18 protein-coding genes are annotated in these 23,074 nt (G+C 62.0%); 12 read left to right on the top strand and 6 right to left on the bottom strand.

Translation table 11 applies throughout. The features are described from left to right. Positions 1 to 3 precede the first annotated feature (3 nt). From G6N08_RS12790 to G6N08_RS12780, 3 genes are read left to right on the top strand one after another with little or no spacing between them, the layout of a single operon-like run. Complete coding sequence (locus G6N08_RS12790) at positions 4 to 1,152, top strand: acyl-CoA dehydrogenase family protein (protein ID WP_163757827.1); 1,149 nt, start codon at positions 4 to 6, stop codon at positions 1,150 to 1,152. After that, positions 1,149 to 2,090 carry an acyl-CoA dehydrogenase family protein gene (locus G6N08_RS12785; protein WP_163757826.1) on the top strand — a complete coding sequence of 314 codons (942 nt, stop codon included), beginning with the start codon at positions 1,149 to 1,151 and terminating at the stop codon, positions 2,088 to 2,090. The genes G6N08_RS12790 and G6N08_RS12785 overlap by 4 nt, the downstream gene beginning before the upstream one ends. Beyond that, positions 2,087 to 3,589: a class I adenylate-forming enzyme family protein gene (locus G6N08_RS12780; RefSeq protein WP_163757824.1), complete on the top strand. Its 1,503-nt coding sequence runs from the start codon at positions 2,087 to 2,089 to the stop codon at positions 3,587 to 3,589. The genes G6N08_RS12785 and G6N08_RS12780 overlap by 4 nt, the downstream gene beginning before the upstream one ends. A 124-nt stretch (positions 3,590 to 3,713) precedes the next feature. Here the strand turns inward: G6N08_RS12780 and G6N08_RS12775 are convergent, their stop codons facing one another. Further along, on the bottom strand, positions 3,714 to 3,944 hold the full coding sequence (locus tag G6N08_RS12775) for an MbtH family protein (RefSeq protein ID WP_163757822.1): 231 nt from the start codon (positions 3,942 to 3,944) through the stop codon (positions 3,714 to 3,716). Between the two features lie 1,071 nt (positions 3,945 to 5,015). Between G6N08_RS12775 and G6N08_RS12770 the strand changes: the two genes are divergently transcribed. From G6N08_RS12770 to G6N08_RS12750, 5 genes are all read left to right on the top strand, one after another. Beyond that, a complete protein-coding gene (locus G6N08_RS12770) occupies positions 5,016 to 5,447 on the top strand; it encodes an MmpS family transport accessory protein (RefSeq protein ID WP_163760563.1) in 432 nt (143 codons plus the stop codon). Beyond that, entirely contained in the window at positions 5,444 to 8,326 is a 2,883-nt protein-coding gene (locus G6N08_RS12765) for an MMPL/RND family transporter (protein WP_163757819.1), read from the top strand. Before G6N08_RS12770 ends, G6N08_RS12765 begins: the two co-directional genes overlap by 4 nt. Positions 8,327 to 8,348: 22 nt before the next feature. After that, positions 8,349 to 11,264 (top strand): MMPL/RND family transporter, encoded by a 2,916-nt coding sequence (locus tag G6N08_RS12760; protein ID WP_163757817.1) that lies wholly within the window; start codon positions 8,349 to 8,351, stop codon positions 11,262 to 11,264. A 227-nt stretch (positions 11,265 to 11,491) separates the two neighbouring features. Beyond that, on the top strand, positions 11,492 to 12,517 hold the full coding sequence (locus G6N08_RS12755) for a hotdog fold thioesterase (protein WP_163757815.1): 1,026 nt from the start codon (positions 11,492 to 11,494) through the stop codon (positions 12,515 to 12,517). 90 nt (positions 12,518 to 12,607) lie between these two features. Beyond that, positions 12,608 to 13,810 carry an amidohydrolase family protein gene (locus G6N08_RS12750; protein WP_163757813.1) on the top strand — a complete coding sequence of 401 codons (1,203 nt, stop codon included), beginning with the start codon at positions 12,608 to 12,610 and terminating at the stop codon, positions 13,808 to 13,810. Positions 13,811 to 14,053: 243 nt separating this feature from the next. Here G6N08_RS12750 and G6N08_RS12745 read toward each other — a convergent pair whose 3' ends face one another. Beyond that, positions 14,054 to 15,286 carry an acyl-CoA dehydrogenase family protein gene (locus G6N08_RS12745; RefSeq protein ID WP_163757811.1) on the bottom strand — a complete coding sequence of 411 codons (1,233 nt, stop codon included), beginning with the start codon at positions 15,284 to 15,286 and terminating at the stop codon, positions 14,054 to 14,056. Continuing rightward, the gene (locus G6N08_RS12740) at positions 15,283 to 16,419 is read right to left on the bottom strand and encodes an acyl-CoA dehydrogenase family protein (protein WP_163757809.1); all 1,137 of its coding nucleotides are present in this window, start codon (positions 16,417 to 16,419) and stop codon (positions 15,283 to 15,285) included. Before G6N08_RS12740 ends, G6N08_RS12745 begins: the two co-directional genes overlap by 4 nt. Positions 16,420 to 16,597: 178 nt before the next feature. Between G6N08_RS12740 and G6N08_RS12735 the strand changes: the two genes are divergently transcribed. Both G6N08_RS12735 and G6N08_RS12730 read left to right on the top strand, forming a co-directional pair. Further along, complete coding sequence (locus G6N08_RS12735; protein WP_163757807.1) at positions 16,598 to 17,437, top strand: Rv1363c family protein; 840 nt, start codon at positions 16,598 to 16,600, stop codon at positions 17,435 to 17,437. Further along, a complete protein-coding gene (locus G6N08_RS12730) occupies positions 17,434 to 18,060 on the top strand; it encodes a hypothetical protein (RefSeq protein ID WP_371869021.1) in 627 nt (208 codons plus the stop codon). The genes G6N08_RS12735 and G6N08_RS12730 overlap by 4 nt, the downstream gene beginning before the upstream one ends. 93 nt (positions 18,061 to 18,153) lie before the next feature. On the opposite strand, the gene G6N08_RS12725 is transcribed toward G6N08_RS12730, so the two are convergent. Beyond that, complete coding sequence (locus tag G6N08_RS12725) at positions 18,154 to 19,116, bottom strand: alpha/beta hydrolase (RefSeq protein WP_163757804.1); 963 nt, start codon at positions 19,114 to 19,116, stop codon at positions 18,154 to 18,156. 370 nt (positions 19,117 to 19,486) lie between these two features. On the opposite strand from G6N08_RS12725, the gene G6N08_RS12720 reads away from it, so the two are divergent. Continuing rightward, complete coding sequence (locus G6N08_RS12720) at positions 19,487 to 20,701, top strand: cytochrome P450 (protein ID WP_163757802.1); 1,215 nt, start codon at positions 19,487 to 19,489, stop codon at positions 20,699 to 20,701. Then, positions 20,698 to 21,855, top strand: a complete 1,158-nt coding sequence (locus G6N08_RS12715) for a Zn-dependent alcohol dehydrogenase (protein ID WP_163757800.1) — start codon at positions 20,698 to 20,700, stop codon at positions 21,853 to 21,855. Before G6N08_RS12720 ends, G6N08_RS12715 begins: the two co-directional genes overlap by 4 nt. On the opposite strand, the gene G6N08_RS12710 is transcribed toward G6N08_RS12715, so the two are convergent. Both G6N08_RS12710 and G6N08_RS12705 read right to left on the bottom strand, forming a co-directional pair. Further along, positions 21,833 to 22,576 carry an SDR family NAD(P)-dependent oxidoreductase gene (locus tag G6N08_RS12710; protein ID WP_163757799.1) on the bottom strand — a complete coding sequence of 248 codons (744 nt, stop codon included), beginning with the start codon at positions 22,574 to 22,576 and terminating at the stop codon, positions 21,833 to 21,835. The genes G6N08_RS12715 and G6N08_RS12710 overlap by 23 nt on opposite strands. Next, entirely contained in the window at positions 22,573 to 23,013 is a 441-nt protein-coding gene (locus tag G6N08_RS12705) for a VOC family protein (RefSeq protein WP_163757797.1), read from the bottom strand. Before G6N08_RS12705 ends, G6N08_RS12710 begins: the two co-directional genes overlap by 4 nt. Positions 23,014 to 23,074: the final 61 nt, after the last annotated feature.

The raw sequence follows: 23,074 nt of genomic DNA, 5'->3' as shown, positions 1-23,074 counted from the left end.
ACGATGGACTATGACCTCGGCGCTGATGCCGGTCAACTGCGCAAACGTTTACGACAGTTGATTACCGCTCACATCCCCGCAGGCTTCCTGGGCGCATGCACCGACGATCCGCAGGATCTGGCGACCACCGAGTCGTTTTGCAAGCTGTTGGCATCCGAAGGTCTGCTCGCGCTGGCGTGGCCCAAAGAATATGGCGGCGGTGGTGGTTCGATCTGGCAGCAGACCGTGCTGCGCGAGGAAATGTGGGCACACCATGAGCCCCGCGGCCCACAGTACATGGGGATCAACTGGGTGGGGCCGGCGGTGATGCGTTACGGCACCCCCGAGCAGAAGGCCCAGCACCTCTCAGCTATTGCCGCCGGCGAAGTCATTTGGTGTCAGGGGTTTTCCGAGCCGGAAGCCGGAACGGACCTGGCGTCGTTACGTACCCGCGCGGTCCCCGACGGTGACGGCTGGCGGATCACCGGCCAGAAGGTCTGGACGTCCTACGCACAAATGGCATCGTGGTGTGTGCTGGCGGCCTGTACGGACCCGGATGCCCCGAAACCGCGACGGCTCACCCTTTTCCTGATTCCGATGGACCGGCCTGGCATCACTGTCCGCCCTATTCGGTCGATGTTGGGACCGCACCATCTCAACGAGGTCTTCCTCGACGGCGTGCAGGCATTTCCCGGCGAAGTGCTCGGCGAGGTCGGCGACGGGTGGCGGGTGATGCGGGAAGCGCTCGCTTTCGAGCGTGTCGGTATCGCGCGCTATGCGCGCTGCGAATCGCTGCTCGAGCGTGTACGCGCCGAACTCGGCACCAGCTGGGACAGCCTGCCCGAGTCGATCCGCACTCGGTGGGTGCGGGCATTGGCCGACCTAAGGGTGGCGCGGCTGCTGGCCTATCGCTCCGTGTCGCTGTTAGACGATCCGTCGGCGGGGGCAGCGGCCAGCGCCGCCCGCATCGCCGCCACCACCTGTGATCAGCAGGTCGCCGAGCTGCTATTCGATGTGCTGGGTCCGACGGCGCTGGACAGCGGCGTCTCGGCCCCGCTGGACGGGGCGATCGAAGACCATTGGCGCTACGCGCAAGCGGCCACGGTCGCGTCGGGCACCATCGAAGTGCAAAAGATGTTGGTGGCACGTGACGTCTTGGGAGAACACAGGTGAATACCGCGCTGCCTGAAGACACCGCTGAATTCGCCGCCGTCGCCGCTAAACGGCTGGCCCGGGTGGGTGGGCCGCAGGCAGCTTTGCGGGCTGAAACCGAGGAGGCGCCGCGTGCCGAGGCGCGGGCTGCGCTGGCCGAGATCGGCGCATTCGATCTCGACGTGCGATCTGGCCCCGACGACCTGCTGGCAGCCGCGGTGCTCTGCCAGGCTGCCGGAGCCACGGCGCTGCCTTATCCGCTGGTCGAAGAACTGCTGAGGATCGACGGCGAGCGCCTTACCCTGGTCAACCCCCGAGCCGCGCGAGTCGACCACGGAGACCTGAGCGGTGGCTGGGTCGCCGCCGACCTCGACGGCACCCGCTACCATCCGCGCATGGGCACGCGAACGCACGCCAAGCTGGGCCCGTTTCTGGTGCCCGCCACCCTGAGTGAACCTGACGGCACCGTGCCCTCAGCCGACGTCGACGTGCATCTGGTGCTGGGCTCGTGGCGGATTCTGGGTGCGATGCAACGCGCCCTGGAGATCGTCACCGAGCATGTGCGCTCGCGGATCCAATTCGGCAGGCCGCTCGCGGACTTTCAGGCCGTCAAGTTCGCCACCGCCGACGCATCGGTGGCGGTGCGCGGTCTTCACGAACTTGCCAAGTACACCGTGTGGCGGTTGGGAACCGCACCGGCGCAGGCACGTTCAGCCGATGCGCTGGTGCTGCGGCTCAAAGCCGCTGACACGGCCCGACAGGTGCTGCGGACTTCGCACCAGTTGCTGGGTGCACTGGGTTTTTGCGACGAATCCGATATCAGTGTTCTGGACCGGCACACCCAACCGCTGATCCGGCTGCCAGCGAGCAGCGAAGAACTCGCCCAGCGCCTGATACCTGCCGTGCGCAATGGGTGCTTGGAGACCCTGTTCACCGAATTCGCCGCAGAACCCGCATGAGCGCCGGGCCAATTGCCGCCGGAGTGCCGCTCGGCCAGGCAGGCGGCGGAATCCCCTTCGGGGCCAGGCTCACCGACCTCGCCGCCGAACGTCGCGACGAGCTGGCCGTCGTCACGGTGGCCCGCGACGGCACGGCTCGTGCGCTGACATTCAGCGAGCTCGACACCCGCGCCAACCAGTGGGGGCGGGCGCTCGCCGAAGCCGGTGCCCAGACCGGTTCGCTGGTCGCCCTTGCGATTCCCAACTCACAGCACCTGGTGCTGGCCGCGCTGGGCTGCTGGAAAATCGGTGCCGTTCCGATCCCCATGCACTGGGATCTGCCCGACTGGGAGCGCTCCCGGGTGCTCGAGGTGATCAACCCCGTCGTCACCGTTGACGAACACCACGTGCAGACGTTTGCCGCGCACGCGGCACGTCAGTCCGGAGCCCCGCTGCCCGTCGCCGTGTCACCTATGGTCAACGGGATATGCAGCAGCGGTTCGACTGGGCTGCCCAAAGTGATCCTCAACCTGGCGCAAGCGTTGTGGACACCCGAGCACAGCGTTCCGTTCATGGCGGCCTGGTCACCGGTGCCGCAACCGCAGACGATTCTGGTGCCGGGGCCGATGTATCACACCAACGGCTTTGCTCCACTCAACAACCTGTTGGGTGGGGACCGTTTGGTAATCCTGGAAAAATTCGACGCGGCAATGGTCCTCGACGCGATCGAGCGGTATCGGATCACCAACTTCACCGCCACACCCACGATGCTGGCGCGTATTGCCGCGCTGCCCGATATTGGCCGCCGAGACTTCTCCAGTGTTGTTTGGATTTTGCAGGGAGCCGCGGTGATGCCGCCTGCGCTGCTGCACACCTGGTTCGATCTGCTCAGTCCCGAGCAGATTCTGATGGCTTACGGGATGACCGAAAACCTTGGGCTTACCGCACTGCGGGGCGACGAGTGGCTGACCCATCCGGGCAGTGTGGGCCGTGGCTTCCGGGGAACCGAGATCCGCATCTTAGATGCACATGGAAATCCGGTAGGTCCTGGTGAACTCGGCGACATCTACTTGCGCGCACCGATGAGCAGCGGGTATCGCTACTTGGGCGGGGCACCGCCGCTACCGTCGACGGCCGACGGATTCCGCTCCGCCGGCGATATCGGTCACCTCGACGACGAGGGGTACCTCTACCTCGTCGACCGCCGTGCCGACATGATCGTCACCGGCGGCGCCAATGTCTATCCCGCCGAGGTGGAATGCGCGCTGGCCGAACATCCCGGCATCGCTGACGTGGTGGTCATCGGACTCGCTGACCCGCAGTGGGGGCGCCGGGTGCATGCCGTGGTCCAGCGCGCGGAGTCGGGGCCGCCGCTGACCGAACAGCAGGTGATCCGGTACGCGAAGAGCCGCCTCGCCGGCTACAAAGTGCCCAAGACCGTCGAGTTCGTCGACCAGATTCCCCGCACGGCCGCGACCAAGGTCAACCGCTCGGCGATGATCGCGGCCCGAGGCGGGTGATCGAATCGTGTTCACGCTATCGGCTAAATACGGCAACCGTAGCTCGGCGTCGTGAGCCCCGTCCGCGTCACAGTGCAAATGCGCACCGGTCACGTCTCAGCTGAATTCCCCTCATCCAGAGGGTTCATCGGTCAACGCCTCGCCCCTCTGCCAACCTTTCGCGCAAACTCTTAGGCCGTATATCGGTCCAATTCTGTTCAATGTAGTCCAGGCAGGCCGCTCGGTCTGCTTCGCCGTAAACTACCCGCCACCCGGCGGGAACAGCGGCGAAGGTCGGCCACAGGCTGTGTTGCTCTTCGTCGTTGACTAGTACGAAAAACCTGCCGTTGTCATCGTCGAACGGATTGACGCTCACCGCTTCCCCAATTCTCGCGTATCGGACATGTCTGACTTGCGGGACAGCGCAACGTGTCGCCGGCGGTCGTGGTATCGCGGCGTGCGCCGCTTACCTAGGTTTAACACTCGGGTCGCCGAGCACCCCGGGCGAGGGTGGGCTAGCCGCGGTAACGGGGCGAATAGCGGGCAGCAAAACCACCCTCGTTGTCGAACGGGTTGACGGGCCGGGATTCTCCTGGCCGTACCGTCTCCTCGACTTGACTCCATCTCATCCACCCCATACTGAAGACCTCCGGGCGGCTCCGGGGGCCGGGAAGGCGGGAAGGCTCCTGACAAGCCTCACGCCGCAGTTCAGGTTAAAGCTGCAGCCGGGTCCGGGGTGCATTTTTCGCGTTAGTGGAGATCGACGCAAGCCAACTACCACATCGAACCACCACCGCAGCCGCGGTAAGCGCGGCTGCGCGATCAACGGTCGTCCCTCTGCAGCGGGCCGCCCAGTGACGCCAATTAGGCTTGCGACGAGAAAGACGCGGTGGGGACTGGATGCCAGCGGTGTTTGCTCGATCACGTCGGCGGCATCATGGCAGCAGCACGTCGTCATCTCGACACCTTGCCTCGATCCACGTCGTGCTCGAGGTGGCGGCGGCCTCGCCAGGCATGGGGCAACGCCGTTCCAGGCTGTCGGCGACCGCTGCCACACGTGGGTACAGCGTCTGTTTCATGATCTGTTTCGTGGGCAGATGGCAGAAGCCGGACTCGGCCAGCGCCGACGGTAAGGACACGACGTGCTCGGCGGCCTGAATAGCCAGACGACGGTCTCACGCGTTGACGCAGCCGGTATGCATTACGATCGCATACCGCGCGCAAGGGAACCAACATGGGTGCACAACCGGCATGGTTTACTCGTCGAGATCTGGTCACGTTGCTTAGGTGTGTGCCGCACGGTTGAGGTGACCGTCACCCGGTTCGCCGGGGACGCCGCCTGCGTCCACGCGGTGCAGTCGTCTGGCATGCCGTTGCCCGAGGGGTAGTTGCATTGGTCGAGCGGCTGAAATGACGCCGGTCTGGAAACGGGCGGAGGGGATTAGCGATTTTCAGGGTTCTCAGGCGATTATGGATTCCACTGGTCATACTAATTGTGATCGGTGCCGGAGGACTGGCTGTGGCGCGGTTGCACGGCATCTTCGGCTCTGAGAAACGCCCCTCATATGCCGACACGAAAATTAACGACACTCAACCGTTTAACCCCAAACAGTTGACATATGAAGTTTTCGGGCCGCCCGGAACCGTGGCCGACATCAGCTATTTCGACGTCAATGCCGACCCGCAACTTGTTGAGGGAGCACGTTTGCCATGGTCGGTCAAGTTTGCGACCACCCAGGCGGCAGTGGTGGGAAGTATTGTGGCGCAAGGCGATAGTGACAGCATCGGCTGCCGCATCGTCGTTGACGGTGAAGTAAAGGCTGAACACGTATCGCACGAAGTAAACGCATTTACCTTCTGTCTGCTGAAGGCTGCATGAGCGACCAACACGACGACGACCGCCACCCCGGGCCGTCACTGATTGCCCAAACAATCCACCGATTTTCGGTGCCCATCATCTTGATCTGGTTGGCGGTCGCCATCATCGTCAGTATCGGCGTGCCGTCCCTGGAACAGGTCGAAAAAGAGCATTCGGTATCGCTGAGTCCCGCAGATGCGCCCGCGTTCAAGGCAATGAAGCGCATGGGCCAAGATTTCCACGAATCTGATTCCGAAAGCGTGGCGATGCTCGTGCTGGAGGGTCAACGCCCGTTGGGCGACGACGCTCACAAATACTACGACCGGTTGATTCGTAACCTCGAAAGCGACTCCAAACATGTCCAGCACATCAACAATTTCTGGGGTGATCCACTCACCGCGGGCGCTGCGCAAAGCGCCGATGGTAAGGCCGCGTATGCTCAACTGAACCTCGCCGGCGATCTGAGTCAGACCTTAGGGAATGAGTCGGCCGAAGCTGTGCGGGACATCGTGGCGCACACACCGCCACCGCCGGGGTTGAAGGTGTATGTCACGGGTCCGGCGGCGTTCGCTGCAGACGTGGCTCACAGCGGCGACAGGACCGTCATCACGATCACAGCCGTCAGCGTTGCAGTGATATTCAGCATGCTGCTTCTGGTATACCGCTCGGTTATCACCGTAATTCTCTTGTTGCTGATGGTCGGAATAGAATTGCAGGTGGCCCGCGGTCTTGTCGCATTCCTTGGCGATCATCAGCTGGTCGGCTTGACTACCTACGCGGTCAATCTCTTGACATCCATCGGCATCGCGGCGGGAACGGACTACGGAATATTCTTCATCGGGCGATATCACGAGGCCCGTCAGGCCGGTGAAGACCGGGACACAGCCTACTACACGACATATCGCGGAGTCGCACGCGTTGTGTTGGCCTCTGGTTTGACTATCGCGGGAGCGGTTTTCTGCCTGGCCTTTACTCGGCTACCCGCATTCCAGCCTTTAGGCGTCCCCTGTGCGGTGGGCATTTCCGTCGCAGTTGCGGTGGCCCTGACGCTGGTTCCGGCAGTTCTCAGTGCTGGAAGCCGTTATGGTTTATTCGAACCCAAGCGGCAAGCGAAAGCGCGGGGATGGCGCCGGATCGGCGCAGCGATCGTCCGGTGGCCGGCTCCGATTCTCGCCACCACATTAGCGGTCGCGCTCGTCGGCCTGTTGACATTGTCGGGGTACAAACCCAGCTATAACGACGGTGACTATATCCCCAAAGATATTCCCGCCAACCTGGGATATACGGCAGCCGAACGTCATTTTCCGAAGGCGCGAATGATGACGCCCGAGATCTTGTTGGTCGAGGCCGACCATGATCTGCGTAATCCAGCAGATTTTCTCGTCTTGAATAAACTGGCCAAGGGTATCTTCGCTGTTCCGGGTATTTCCATGGTTCAGGCCATAACCCGACCCGAGGGCACGCCAATCCAACACACTTCGATACCGTTTATGATCAGCATGTCAAACGCCAGCCAGCTACAAAATCTAAAGTTTCAGAAAGACCGTATGAACGATATGCTCAGGCAGGCAGACGAGCTGGCGAGAACTATCAACTTGATGCAGCGTCTGTATGACCTCATGCAACAGCTCACCAACACTACCCACCACATGGTCGGAGAAACTCACGACATGGTGGTGATCACGGACGAGCTGCGGGATCACCTCGCCGATTTCGAAGATTTTTGGCGGCCGATCCGCAGCTACTTCTACTGGGAGAAGCACTGCTACGACATTCCAATCTGCTGGTCGTTTCGGTCCATTTTTGATTCACTTGACGGTGTCGACGCGATCAGCGATGAGCTGCAGGCTCTCGTCAAAGATCTCGATCACTTCGACCTGCTGATGCCACAGTTGCTCACGCAGTTCCCGCCGATGATCGCCACTATGCAAAACATGCGGACCATGGTGCTGACCATGCATAGCACCATGACCGGGATATTTAGTCAGATGGAGGATGCGAGCGACAACGCGACGGCTATGGGGAAGGCTTTCGACGACGCCAAAAACGACGACTCCTTCTACCTGCCCCCAGACGTTTTCAAAAACAAAGACTTCAAACGGGCAATGAACGTCTTCCTATCTCCGGATGGGAAAGCCGTCCGCATGCTCATTTCTCAACGGGGCGACCCTGCGACACGCGAAGGTATTTCGCGGGTCGACGCGATACAAACGGCAGCCGAGGAGGCGCTCAAAGGCACGCCGTTAGAGGATGCAAAAATCTACCTGACGGGTACCGCGGCGATGACGAAAGACCTCGTCGAAGGTTCCAAATATGATCTTTTGATCGCAGGCGTCGCTGCACTTTGTCTTATTTTCATTATCATGCTCGTCATTACACAGAGTTTGATCGCCGCTCTGGTTATCGTCGGTACCGTCGGACTTTCGCTCGGCGCTTCCTTCGGACTGTCTGTGCTCGTCTGGCAATATATTCTTGGAATACAAATGCACTGGGTGGTACTGGCAATGTCGGTGATCGTCTTGTTGGCGGTGGGATCTGACTACAACCTGTTGTTGGTATCACGCATGAAAGAGGAACTAGCCGGCGGGATAAACACAGGCATCATCCGCGCGATGGGTGGCACCGGCAAAGTGGTGACGTCCGCTGGCCTGGTGTTCGCTTTCACCATGGCGTCGATGCTGGTGAGCGACCTGCGCATCATCGGTCAGGTCGGCACCACCATCGGTCTCGGCCTGGTGTTCGACACATTGGTAGTGCGTGCGTTCATGATGCCCTCGATTGCCGCGCTGCTCGGACGCTGGTTCTGGTGGCCCCAACGAGTGCGCCCCCGCCCTGCGAGCGCCCTGCTTCGGCCGGTTGGCCCGCGTCCAGTCGTCCGTTCGTTGCTGCTCAGGAGCTAGCGGGTTTGCCGAAAGCCGCGTTATGAGCACCCAACGCTTTGAGCCGCCCGTCATACCGCGGACAATTCGCAGGTTTGCGTTGCTGATCATCCTCGCCTGGATAGCGCTGACTCTGATTGTCACCCTGGCAGTTCCGTCGCTGGAACGAGTGGGCCAAGAGCATTCGGTGTCGCTCAGTCCCAAAGATGCCCCGTCGGTGCAGGCCATGGCCCGCATGGGCAGAGACTTCAAAGAATCCGACTCAGACAGTTTCGCGATGATTGTGCTGGAGGGTCAGCAGCCGCTGGGCGACGATGCTCACACGTACTATGCCGACTTGGTCCGTCAGTTAAGAGACGATCCGAAGCATGTCGAGCACGTTCAGGATTTATGGGGAGATCCGCTCACCGCCTCGGGCGTACAAAGTTCCGACGGCAAGGCCGCGTATGTGCAATTGAATCTCGCCGGGAATCAGGGCACCACCTTGGGAGAAGAATCCGTGGCGGCTGTCCAGGATATTGTCACGCGGACTTCGCCACCTGCCGGAGTCAAGGTCTATGTCACCGGCCCGGCGCCGCTGGTTACCGAGATGCACCACAGCGGTAACAAATCGATTCTAAAGATCACCTTGGTTACGGTCGTGATGATCTTCACCATGCTATTGGTCATCTACCGTTCGGTGATTACCGTGGTGCTGCTGCTCACCACGGTCGGAATCGAATTAGCAGCAGCCCGGGGAATTGTCGCGTTTATGGGGCATCACAATGTCCTTGTGCTCTCGACGTTCGCCATTAACCTGCTGGTTTCTCTCGCTATCGCAGCCGGAACCGATTACGGGATATTTTTCTTCGGTCGATATCAAGAGGCACGTCAGGCCGGCGAGGATCCGGACATCGCATTCTCTACCACATATCGTGGGGTGGCGCCTGTTGTGCTCGGCTCCGGTTTAACTATCGCGGGAGCTATCTTCTGCCTCAGTTTCACCCGGATGCCTTATTTCCAGACTCTGGGCATCCCGTGTTCAGTGGGCATGCTCGTCACGGTCGCGGTGGCCCTGACCCTCGTTCCGGCAGTTCTTGCTGCGGGAAGCCGTTTCGGCCTGTTCGACCCCACGCGCAGGATCGGGGTTCGCGGCTGGCGGCGGATTGGTACGACAATCGTCCGGTGGCCCGCGCCTATTTTCGCTGCCACGTGCGCGATCGCGCTGATAGGCCTCCTGACACTTCCGGGTTATAAAACGAGCTACAACGATCGACTTTACACTCCTAAAGACATTCCAGCCAATTTAGGCTATGCGGCTGCTGACCGTCATTTCTCACAGGCGCGGATGATGCCAGAGCTTCTGCTGATCGAATCAGATCACGATATGCGTAATCCCGCAGATTTTCTGATCTTAAACAAACTAGCCAAAGGAATTTTTCGCGTTCCCGGGATTTCACGAGTCCAAGGGGTGACTCGCCCCGAAGGAACACCAATTGAGCACACTTCGATACCTTTTCTGCTGAGCCTGCAGAGTGCCACCCAGCTACAAAATCTGAAGTTTCAGAAAAAGCGCATGAATGATATGCTCAGGCAAGCGGACGAGCTGGCGGAGACGATCAACTTAATGCAGCGCATGTATGGCCTCATGCAGCAGCTTTACACTACTACCCATCACATGGTGGGCGAGACGCATGATGTGGAAGTCATCACGGACGAGCTGCGGGGTCACCTCGCTGATTTCGAAGATTTTTGGCGGCCCATTCGGAGCTACTTCTACTGGGAAAAACACTGCTACGACATTCCGATCTGCTGGTCGCTGCGATCCATATTCGAGTCGCTTGACGGTGTCGACGAGGTTAGCGACAAACTTCGTGATCTCGTGAACGATATGGACCAGCTGGACATCATCACGCCGCAGATGCTGCAGCAGTACCTGCCAATGATCGCAAGTATGCAAAAAATCCGGACCATGATGCTAGCCATGCACAGCACCATGTCCGGTCTGTTTGGTGAGATGGATGAATTAACTAAGGACGCCACCGCCATGGGAAAGGCGTTCGACGCCGCGAGAAATGATGATTCCTTTTATCTGCCGCCGGCGGTTTTCCAGAACAAAGACTTCCAGCACGCGATGGGCTCCTTCCTATCTCCTGACGGGAAAGCAGCTCGATTCATCATTTCGCATCGGGGCGATCCCGCCACGCCCGAGGGGGTGGCACGTATCGACCAGCTAAAGACGGCGGCCGAGGAGGCGATCAAAGGGACACCTCTCGCGAATGCCAAGATCTATGTCGCGGGGACTGCATCGACCTTCAAGGACTGGCGCGATGGTTCAAAATACGATCTTTTAATCGCGGGCATTGCTTCACTCTGCCTTATTTTCATCATCATGCTAATTATCACCCGCAGTTTTGTTGCCGCTCTGGTTATCGTCGGCACAGTGGCAATTTCGCTGGGCGCATCGTTTGGACTGTCAGTGCTGGTCTGGCAATATCTTCTGGGTATCAAACTGCACTGGATGGTGCTGGCGATGTCGGTGATTATTCTTTTAGCGGTTGGGTCGGACTACAACCTGTTGTTGGTTTCCCGGTTTAAAGAGGAGATTTCTGCGGGGATAAACACGGGCATCATCCGGGCAATGGGCGGTACCGGTAAGGTCGTCACGTCGGCAGGGTTGGTGTTTGCTTTTACCATGGCGTCGATGGTGGTCAGCGAACTGCGGATAATCGGTCAGGTCGGTACGACCATCGGCCTCGGCCTATTATTCGACACGCTGGTCGTGCGGGCGTTTATGACACCGTCCATCGCCGCTTTGCTCGGTCGTTGGTTCTGGTGGCCGCAACAGGTGCGCCCGCGCCCCGCCAGTCAATTGCTCCGGGCCTGTGGACCGCGCCCGTTGGTCAGATCGTTGCTGTTGCGGGAAGACGACTGCGACGACACGGCCACCATCGAGCTTCCCAAGCCTGTGGTGCAGTAGTGCTCGCCGTCAGGCCTGCGGCGAGCTGTCAGCCTCGTCCCCGCATTACCATCCTGTGATCGATCGATGACCGGGCGTGGGCTCTCGGATGCCTCGCCGGGGTGGCCCGTCGCTGGTCTCCGAATATCCGGGCGGATGCCCCGGCCCGCAGCCATCCGCGGTAATCTCATTCTCGGAGCGCCGGGTGGTGCGGCAGAAAAGGAGCGGCTGAAAAGGAGAAACCGCCCATGACAGGTCCGGACGGTGATGCCGAAATCACGCGCGCCGAGCGCTTCATCAAAACCGCCGTCGCGGTACTGGGCGAAACCGGGCGCACCGACTTCACGGTGCAGGAAATCGTCGCCCGGTCTAAAACCTCGTTGCGAGCCTTCTACCAGCATTTTTCCAGCAAGGATGAGTTGCTGCTGGCGCTATTCGAACGAACCATGGTGCAGTCGGCGCAGACGTGGCGGGCCGAGACCAGCGGCCTGGACAGCACCGCCGCGTTGAAGTTGGTGATCGACCGTATCAGCGCCCAACCGGAATCGAGCACCCAGGACAGCCTGAACCGCGCGCTGAGCCTGTATAACCAGCATCTGGCTGAAACCCGGCCCCGGGACTACGCACGGGTCCTCGCACCGCTGCACCAACTGATTTGCGACATCATTGGCCGTGGAATCACCGAGGGCGTCTTCCGGCCGGAACTCGATGTCGGGGCCGCGGCCGCCATCGTCATGCAGACCGTGTTGGGCGCGTCGCGACTGCACTGGCTGGGCACCGAACTCACTGGAGCACCCATCGATGGGGGGCACCTCTACGACTTCTGCAATCGGGCCCTCGGTGCAACCAACGGCGAGGCCCGGTCGGCGACGTCATCTCTGGCCGAACTGTTCGCCCAGGTTGGTTTGCGCGAGACTAGCCGCGACGGTGAATTCGTCATGGAACTGCCGGTCAGCCCGCGTGTCGTCAACACCGCCGGTGCGCTGCAAGGCGGCATGATCGCCACACTCGCTGACGTGGCAGGCGGACGCCTTGGCCTCGACTATCTGCAGCCGGCTACCGGCATTACCACCGCTGACCTCTTCATCCGCTACCTGCGGCCGATCACCGAGGGTTTCGCGCGGGCGGTGCCACGGATTCTGCGCGCCGGCCGTCGCTCCGTCATCGCGCAGGTCGAGATATTCCGCAGCAGTGACGGCGAACTCGCTGCAACGGCCACCGTGAATTTCTCCGTTGTCAAGCGCGACGATGTCCGCGCAATCGACCCGCAATAAATCAGCCCGACGGCCCTATTACATGACGACCTCAACAGTGGTAACGTCATTACCGCCGATAGTGAGCATCATTGCGACAAGGAGAGCACCATGCCGTCACGCCAACTTGCGTTTCCCGTGTTCGATGCCGACAACCACATGTATGAAACCCAGGAGGCGCTGACCAAGTTCTTGCCGGACAACCGCAAGCACGTCATCGACTATGTGCAGGTTCGTGGGCGCACCAAGATCGTGGTGCGCGGCCACATCAGCGAGTACATCCCCAACCCGACGTTTGAGGTGGTGGCCCGCCCCGGGGCGCAGGAGGAGTACTTCCGCCACGGCAGCGGCGGCAAGAGTTATCGGGAAGTAATGGGGGAGCCCATGAAGGCCATCCCCGCGTTCCGGGAACCCGGGCCGCGGCTGGAGGTGATGGATGAGCTCGGTGTCGACTATGCGCTGATGTTCCCGACGCTGGCCAGCTTGGTCGAGGAGCGGATGAAAGACGACCCGGAGTTGACCCACGATGTCATCCACGCGCTCAACCGATGGATGTATGAGACGTGGTCGTTCAACTACAAGGAGCGCATCTTCGCCACCCCGGTGATCACCCTGCCGATCGTCGAGCGGGCGCTGGAAGAACTGGAATGGTGCCTGGAGCGGGGCGCGCGTACCGTGCTGGTCCGACCGGCTCCGGTGCCCGGCTATCGGGGCAGCCGCTCATTCGGTTTCGAGGAATTCGACCCGTTCTGGCAGGCGTGTATCAAAGCCGGAATCCCGGTGTCGATGCACGCTTCCGACAGCGGTTACGCCGACTTCGCGAACGTGTGGGAACCTGGCGACGAGTTCCTGCCCTTCCGCCCGACCGCGTTCCGGATGCTGGTGATGGGCCATCGGCCGATCGAAGACGCGATGGGTGCGTTGATCTGCCACGGCGCGCTCTCGCGCAACCCCGAGCTGCGGATCCTATCCATCGAAAATGGCGCCGAGTGGGTGCCGCACCTGTTCAAAGCGCTCAAGAGTGTCTACAAGAAGATGCCGAACGCGTTCAGCGAAGATCCCATCGAAGCTTTCAAGCGATGCATCTACATCAGCCCCTTCTGGGAGGACAACTTCGTCGATATCGTCAAGATGGTGGGTTCGGACCGGGTGGTATTCGGCTCGGACTGGCCGCATCCAGAAGGACTCGCCGACCCGCTGACCTTCGTCGACGAACTCGCCGGCCTCAGCCAAGACGACGTCGCGAAAATCATGGGCGGCAACATGATGCAACTGATGAAGGTTTCGCAACCGGCAAAGCAGGTCAGCGCCTGAGCCTCGTTCCAACAGCCGTCAAGCCCCCCATCGAATGGGGGGCTTGACGGGTTGACCGCTGAGCCGTCGCTGTGAACCCGGTGTTCCCGGCGTCAACTGGACGGCACGAGCGTCTCTTCCGAAGGCGTTGTTGCCCTGACAAATTGGGATCTGCCAACACCAGCGCAAGTACGGGACACCGACAAACGCTGCCCCAGGCCGGGCGCTCGTCAACCTCGACAGGCCCACCACGGCAACCTCAGTTCACCGCGACTGACCGCGACGCACCTGATTGAAGGGCACACCGCGGTCGGCGGCGTATTCGCGCGGAAAGTTCAGTACCCGCTCGCCGATGACATTGCGGGCCATCTCGGTAGTGCCGCCGCCCAGGCACACCGTCTGACGCGACAGGTAACGCAGCCCGTTTTCCAGACCCGCGCCTTGCTTCCCCACGACTCCGGCTGTGCCCGCGATCGCCAGCGCAGTGTCCATGTCCAGTGTCACCGCCTCAGCATGAAACAACCGGATCAGCGTCCCACCGGCCGGCGGCAAAGTGCCGTCCCTGACACTTCGATACACATGGTCGACCAGTTGCTCGGCCACCGCGCGGTGCACCAGCACCCGGCCGGCCATCTCGCGGACACGCTCGTTGCCAACCTGGCCCGTCGTCGCCAGCAACGTCACGTAGTCCACCGGCGTCGACCGGCCGCCCTCACTACCGGAACCGCTGGCGAACTCCGAACCCTGCCCGACCGCGCGTCGTTCGTGATACAGCAGCCGCGACGCCACCGCCCAGCCGTTATTCACCTCGCCCACCACGGCATCGTCACCGACATCGACGTTGTCGAAAAATTCTTCGCAGAACTCGGTGGAGCCGTTGAGCTGGGTGATACGCCGCAGCGTGATCCCCGGGTGGGCGATCGGCACCAGGAACATGGTCAGGCCCTCGTGTTTGGGCACATCCCAGTTGGTGCGCGCCAGACACAAACCGTAGTCGGCGGCGAACGCGCTGGTGCTCCAGGTCTTGGCGCCGTTGATCACCCACCGCTCCCCGCGCCGCTCGGCGCGGGTGATCACACCCGCCAGATCCGATCCGCCGCTGGGCTCGCTGAGCAGTTGCACCAGCACTTCGTCACCGCGCAATGCGGCGGCGATGTGCTGCTTTTTTTGTTCTTCACTGCCGGTATCGAGCAACGTCGCACAGCAAATGGTGAACGTCGGCGTATTGAGGATCAGCGGCATCTCATAGGTGAGAGTTTCCTCGTCAAACGCCTTCTGGTAGTCGTAATCCAGGCCGAGGCCGCCGTACTCACGGGGAAAGCAGATACCGGCGAATCCGCCCTCATAGAGCCGCTTTTGCAGCTCACGCGCCCGCCTCCAGCTGCGTTCGTCGTCGCGATACGCGGCTGGTGGGGATGCGGGGTCGATGCGTGGCATGTTGTCGGCCAGCCACGCTCGGGCCCGGGCACGGAACTGCTCAACCGTTTCGGCGGTCATCGCCGCGCCGCCTCCTGCCACGCGTATACCCGCAAGTTGTGCTCCTCGGGAGTGCCGAACATGGAGCGGTACAACACAACCCGCCGCAGGTACAGGTGCAGATCGTGTTCCCAGGTGACACCGATACCGCCGTGCATTTGCACACAATCCTGCACGATCTGACCGGCTACTTCGCCCACGTAAGATTTCGCAATACTGGCCGATAGCGCAGCATCGGGTGCACGGGCGGCCACTGCTGCAACCGCCGCGGCCGTCGTCGCACGACATGCTTCCAGTCGCATCTTCATGTCGGCGAAGCGATGTTTGAGCGCCTGGTAGGACGCCAGCGAGCGACCGAAGGTGTGCCGGTCCAACGCCCACTGGACGGTGAAGTCGAACACCGTCTGCAGGATTCCGACCACCTCAGCGCACTGCAGCACCTGTGCGATTTGGCTCTGCCGATCGATCAGCGCAGCGCTCTCGTCCACCGTGCCGACGGCCGCCGACGGCTCCACCCTGACACCGTCGAAGCTGACCCGCGCGTATTGCTTGACCAGGTCCACCGACTCTTGAGGTTCGATCCGGACACCCGGCGCGTCCGTCGGGACCAAAAACTGTCGCACCCCCCCGTCACCGCGAGCCACCACCAGGAGCACACCACTTTGTGCGCCGGCCTCGACCCGGTCTTTGACACCGTCGATGCGGTAGCCGGAATCGGTTGGTGTGACGGTAACTGACGGTTGGTGCGGCGCCCAACCCGCGCCTGGCTCGTACACGGCCCACGACGCCACGGTTTCACCGGCGACCAGCGATCCGATCAGGGCGGTGTGGGTTTGGCGCTGCGCACAGTCGACCAGCCCGGCGAGCACGGTGCTGACCGGGTACAGCGGCCCGGGTGCGACGGTCTTGCCGATCTGTTCGGCGACCATGGCCAGGTCGGCCAGACCGCTTTCCGAGACGCTGCCGCCGCCCAGCTCCTCGGGAACCAGCAAGCCCGTCCATCCCAGCTCGGCGGCGCGCCGCCACCAGGCCGGATCGAACGAAAGTCCCGCAGCATGCAGTTCGCGCACGTAGGTCAGCGGTGCCTCTTTGTGCAGAAACGCTTGGCTGGTGGAGGCAAAGAGTATCTTTTCGGGTGAGTCGACAGCGGTCATGAGGCCGGCCCGGACCTTCCTTCACCGTGACGTGTGCAGTATGGGTGAGAGGGGGTGTGGCTGATCATCCGCCTGATCGGTCCTCGTCGGAGTGCGCTGGCGTTTCCGATGGTAGCAATGAGCAATACCGTAAGAGATACCGGAGTCCAGTCGATAATGATGCTGACAACTGAGCACCATGGCTGAGCGCGACGAGCGCCCGGCTGATTCTGCTAGGGCAAGGGCCGAGGCGCTAGCTTTGGCCGAGCTAGCCGAGGCCGAAGCCGCGGAAGCCGAAGCGGTGGCCGCCGCGGCGCGCGCCCGTGCGCGCGCTCTGCGGCTCCGGCGTGAGGCGGAGGCACAAGCCGCAGTCGAAAAGTCCAACGCCACCGCGGTCGAGAACCCGGCGCAGACCGGCGACGTCACGGCGGCCACCGAACCCTCTGAGTCCGATGATGTCACCAAAGCCGCTCACATTGAGGACAGCGCCGAAATCGAGGCCGGGGCTGCGCCGTCTGCGCTCGAGCGGTCCGGGTGGCGACGCTGGTTACCCCGGCCGTCGGTGTCTGCGCTCGCCAAAACGGCAACGCTCATCGCCATTCTCGGTTTCCTCGCGGTGAGCGGCTATATGCTGTGGTATCACAACGACACCATCGAGCGCCAGCAGCGAACCGCAGCGTTCGCAGCCGCAGCCCGACAAGGCGTGATCAACCTGACCTCCTTCGATTTCAAGCACGCCAAGCAAGATGTCCAACGGGTGCTCGACAGCTCCACCGGCGAATTCAAAGACGATTTCCAACAACGGGCCAACGATTTCACGACAGTGGTCGAACAGTCCAAGGTGGTCACTGAAGGGAAAGTGAACTCAGCGGCCGTCGAATCAATGGGTAAGGATTCGGCCGTCGTCTTGGTGTCGGCGACATCGCATGTCACCAATGTCACCGGCGCCAAAGAGGAACCGCGGGAGTGGCGGCTTCGGGTCACGGTAGCCGACGAAGGCGGGCAGATGAAGATGTCGAAAGTCGAGTTCGTGCCATGACCATTAACGACAAGACCGACCAGCCCACCGGCAGCAGCGCCGAGACCGGCACTGTGACAACCGAAGTCACCGACGTGTCCACCGCCACAGCGCAGGCTGAGCGATCCCGGCCGATAGATAGCGTGGTACGCCGGCTGCGCCGTGTGAAAATTAGCCCCGTCGTTCTGATCCTGTTGCTGGCGGTCTCCGCTGGACTGGCAACCTGGCTCTACTTCCACGAATACCGGCCCGACCGCCAGACCGATCAGAGTGTTGCCCGGGCGGTGTGCCGTGCCGCGTCCGACGGAACCGTCGCGCTGCTGTCTTACGCACCTGAGAGTCTCGACCGCGACTTTGCCACCGCGAAATCCCATCTGACCGGCGATTTCCTGTCCTATTACGACCAGTTCACCCAGCAGATCGTCGCTCCGGCGGCCAAACAGAAGTCGCTGAAAACTACCGCTCACGTCATGCGGGCCGCAGTGGCTGAGTTGCACCCGAACTCGGCGGTCGTTTTGGTTTTCGTCGACCAGAGCACCACCAGCAAAGACAATCCCGATCCGTCGATGGCGGCGAGCAGCGTGCTTGTCACCCTGACCAAGATCAACGGTTCCTGGCTGATCACCAAGTTCGACCCGGTATAAGCTTCCCTGGCACAGCTGGATCGCATTTACTCCTAAACTGATGTCGTTGCAGCGGTTGCACTTTCGCGACGATTCCCGGTTCTGCCAAGGTTTTCATATCGCGAACGCCCGGCACAAAACTTGAGTGTGCAAGGCACGGTTTTCTTGGGAGACAACCCAATCCGGCACGATTGAGTCAAAACCGTGAAATGTCGCTGCGAATACGTGCAGTTCGGTGTGGACATAGGCGTGCAAAAGCCGATTGGCATAGTCGATCGCCTCGTCGCGGCTCGGATCGATCTCGGCGCAGCTGATAAAAGTCGGCGCCAGCCCCTCCAAATTCGCCCGGTGCGCAGGAACATGGTGAGCGGTTCCTGCGTTATGGCCCAAATAATGTCCCCACGCCCGGCTCACAGCAGGACCATTAAGACCCGGCGTGCGCTGAAACTCCCGTCGTGACGGTGTGGAATCGCAATCGAGCATGGGCTGGTGCAGGATCTGAACCAGGATCGGCGGTCCCTCTTGGTCGAAGACGCGCTGCGCCAACCCGGCGGCCAATGCAGCACCCGCGTCCCGGCCCATCACCGCGATACGGCTCGTGTCCGCGTCGAGAGCGGCGCAGTTTTCGACGGCGTAGCGGAAGGCCGCTTCGACGTCCTCGAGAGCCGCGGGGCACGGGTGTTCCGGCGCAAGCCGGTAATCAACCGACACGACCAGGCAGGCTGCACCGCGGGCGAGCTCCACGCACTGGGCATGGTCGGTATCGAGGTTGCCGGTCACGAACGCGCCGCCGTGGGCGTAGATCACCAGCGGTGCAGCCGCACCACTGCAGCCACGGTAAAGACGAAGATCCAGCCGTTGGCCGCCCGGACCGGTGATGGACTGTGACTCGACCACGACACCGGCGGTATCGACGGCCGCGGCGCGCTCAGCAGCCTTTCGGTCGACACGATCACGCTCAGCCGGCAGCGTCTCAAGGCGGAATTCGGCGATCTCCAGGCCGGCAGCAACATCACGCAACGCCGGGTCGATGCGGCCAAGACCTTGCGGCCGAGCGAGATTCGTGTCGGTTACCATAGCTTTTCATCCTCCACACGGGCTCGTTGCGCGTCTTTGGAATCACCCTGCAATTCTGACAACCAAGTCGCCGCCGACTGTGAGTCGCCCTGACTACGGCAGGCGGTAGAGCCATCGTTGCACGCCGGGCCCGTCGTCGAGCAGCCTCATCGCGCCTCGTTACAACTCGGCGGGACGCACCCGAATCGGCATTTCGGCACAGGGCCGCACCCCGAAACGCCGATACTGTTTCCATTACGGTAAAGGCCACCACCCGTTGGGATTCGTTGCTATTTATATTATGATAGCGATGTTCGGCTCGGACAGTTCGCTGCCCAGACCGCGGGATCGGGCTGCACGACTGCCACTACGGGTGTTCAGGAGGACTCTGATGTCGATCAGCACCGATCCGGACGGTCAAGCCGTCACACTCGATTTCGCGGGCCAAACCAGCCCGTATCCGTTCTTCAACTACAAGCGGCGCACTGAGCCGGTTTGGCACGGCTCTCTCACCGACCAGTCGCAGTTGCCGCCGGAGCTGATGCCCGACGACGAATGGGTGCTGTTCGGCTACGACGACGTGTTCCGGGCCTTCCGCGACGACCAGGTGTTCAGTTCACACGCCTACGACCAGACCATCGGGCTGGTCATCGGGCACACCATCCTGGCAATGGGCGGTAAGGAGCATCACGACCACCGCAACCTGGTGGCCAAGGCCTTCCGCGCCACCGCGCTCGAACGTTGGGAACCGTCGGTGATCGGACCGATCTGTGATCAGCTGATCGACGAGATCAAAAATGACGGGTCGGCCGACCTGGTCAAGGCGGTGACATTCGAATTCCCCACCCGGATCATCGCAACACTGCTCGGACTTCCCCGCGATGACCTCGATCTGTTCCGGCGGCTGTCTTTTGACCTCATCTCCATCCAGGTCGATATCGAGGCGGGTTTGCGCGCATCGGCCGAACTGCACGATTACTTCCTCGAGCAGGTTGAGCAGCGGCGTCGCAAAACCACCGACGACATCATCGGCGATCTGGTCAGCGCCGAGATCGACGGCGAAAAGCTCAGCGACGAGGCCATCATCTCGTTCTTGCGGCTGCTGCTGCCGGCCGGCCTGGAAACCACCTACCGCTCGTCAGGCAATCTGCTGTATCTGCTGCTCACCCATCCCGAACAGCTGGCGATGGTCTATCAGGACCGCACCTTGATACCCGCCGCGATCGAAGAAGGCCTGCGGTGCGAGACACCGCTCACCACGGTGATACGGACCACCACCCAGGACGTTGAAATCGGGGGCAAGACGATACCGTCTGGGGCGCAGGTCGATTTGTGCATGGGCTCGGCGAATCACGATGAAACCCGTTGGACCGACCCCGACACGTTCGACATCTTCCGGCCGCGCCAAGCACATATCGCATTCGCCGGCGGGATCCACATGTGCCTGGGTATGCACCTGGCACGGCTGGAAACCCGGGTGATGCTCAACAGCCTGTTCGACCGGGTTACCAACCTGGCACTGGTGCCCGACAACGACGCCCGTATCATCGGACTCACCTTCCGCTCCCCCACCAAACTTCCGGTTACCTTCACCCCTGCGTCATGAAAAGCCGGGCCGCCATCCTGCACGATGTCGGCGGGCCGTGGTCGGTCGAGGAATTCGAGCTGGATCCACCCCGCGCCGGCGAAGTGCTGGTCGAAATGGCCGCGGCCGGGTTGTGTCACTCCGACGAACACATCCTGACGGGCGATCTGTCGGCGCCCAACGCGGTCCTGCGATCGTTGGGACTGCCAACCATGTTCCCCACGATCGGCGGCCACGAGGGCTCGGGAACAGTCCTGCAAGTCGGCGCCGGCGTCACCGATTTCGAAACAGGTGATCACGTGGTGACGTCGTTCGTGGCCGTCTGCGGCCATTGCCGATGGTGCGCAACCGGTATGGAGTACCTCTGTGACGCGGGTATCGGCACCCTGACCCCGGGGATGCCCACCGACGGGACATTTCGTCACCACACCGTCGATGGCCGACCGCTCGGCCATCTCTCCAAGATCGGTGCTTTCGCCGAACACACTGTGGTGGCTGCGAATTCGCTTGTCAAGATCGAGCCGCATCTTCCGCTGGTGCCAAGTGCGCTGCTGTCGTGCGCCATTCCCACCGGGTACGGTTCGGTTGCACATCGAGCCGGTGTGCGCGGCGGCGATGTCGTCGTCGTCATCGGCGCCGGCGGCATCGGCACCGCCGCGATCCAGGGCGCGCGGATCAACGGCGCCGCGCGGATCGTCGCTGTCGACCCGGTGGAGTTCAAACAGAAATCGGCGCTGCAGTTCGGTGCTACACACAGCGTCGCAACGGTTTCCGAGGCCCTGGACCTGGTATCTGGCCTGACCTACGGGGTGATGGCCGACGCCGTCGTGGTATCACCCTCGCTGATCGGCGCCGACGACGTCCGCAGCGCGCTGCAGCTCACCCGCAAAGGTGGCACCTGTGTGCTCACCGGCATGACCGCGCAGACCACCCGGTCGATCACGGTCGATCTGCAGGACTTCATCCTGATGAACAAGACTCTGGCGGGCACCGTGTTCGGCTCGTGCAACCCCCGCGCGGATATCTCCCGGCTGGCCAAACTCTACGAAACCGGTCAGTTGCTGCTCGACGAGATGATCACCAAACGTTATCGCCTCGACGACATCAACGACGCCTACCATGATCTGCGCAGCGGCGCAATCATTCGGGGCGTCATCGATTTCGGTACCGGTTAGGCTGGCGCAGTCGCTGCATCTGGCCGTACGCGTCAATCGGGCTGTGCAGTGCCAAACCCCCGTCGGCGTGCACGACTTGACCTGTCACCCAAGATAGTTCGAGGATACCGACAATGGCGTCGGCCACGTCGGCGGCTTCCCCCAGCCGTCCCAGCGCGGTCCGCTCGCACAGTCCGTCCACCCAGCCGGGAAGCCTTTCCACGTCTGCCAACATCGGGGTCCGGGTGACACCAGGGCCGACGGCGTTGACCCGGATGCCGTAGCCGCCCCACTCCGCGGCGGCGACCTTGACCAGCATGTCCACCCCGGCTTTAGACACGCAGTAGGCGCCCATATCCCGGTCGGCAAGCCTGCCGCTGATACTGGAGACCGCGACAATCGACCCGCCGACCCCGGCATCGACCATGGTCTGCGCGGCGGCCCGCATGGTCAGCCAGGTGCCGGTGAGGTTCACCGCCAGCACCCGATTCCACTGCTCAGGTGAGTGCTCCAGCAGCAGCCCCGAGGCGCCGATGCCGGCGCATGCCACCATCCGGGTGGGCACCCCGTGCTCGCGCACGGTCCGATCGATGGCTGCCGCCACTGCCTCGGGATCGCTGATATCGCACTCAATATCGCCGCCGGCTTGATCCCACACCACGACGTCATGCCCGCTGCTGCGCAACCGGGCGGCGACTTCGCGACCGATTCCGGATGCGCCGCCGGTCACCACCGCGCTCATGCGGGTGGTCCGATCAGCTCGACCAATACCCCGTCGGGCGCGGTGATGACCGCCATCGGCACCGCTTTGCCATCTGGGGTCGGCATGCTGATGCGGCGAACACCGTCGGTGAACCCCAAGGCGGCCAGGGTCGACAGTGTCGCGTCTACGTCGCGCTGCAAAGACAGCAGGAAAAATCCGTGCCGCGGTTCCGCCGATGGGGCCGGCGCGTGGCCGGCGCGGTCGAAGACCACCAGTTCGACGATGCCGGTGTCCGGGGTCTGCGGATCACCCAGAAAGATCGATCGCAGCCGATCGGTCTTGGCGCCGAACAATTCCGGCCAATCGCCGGTGAAGGTCTGGTCGAACAGTTCGGTCAGTCCCAGACCGTCGCGCCAAAACCTTATCGACCGGTCGACATCGGCGGTGCATATCGCCGCGTGATGAACACCTCGCACGCGTTTCCTCGTCTTCCGTGTGTCGACCCGCACGGTCAGTCGCCGCGCCGGAGCAGCATCG

The sequence above is a fragment of the Mycobacterium botniense genome (assembly GCF_010723305.1).
In the GTDB taxonomy this organism is placed as follows: domain Bacteria; phylum Actinomycetota; class Actinomycetes; order Mycobacteriales; family Mycobacteriaceae; genus Mycobacterium; species Mycobacterium botniense.
This window is presented reverse-complemented; position numbering and strand designations above follow the sequence as displayed.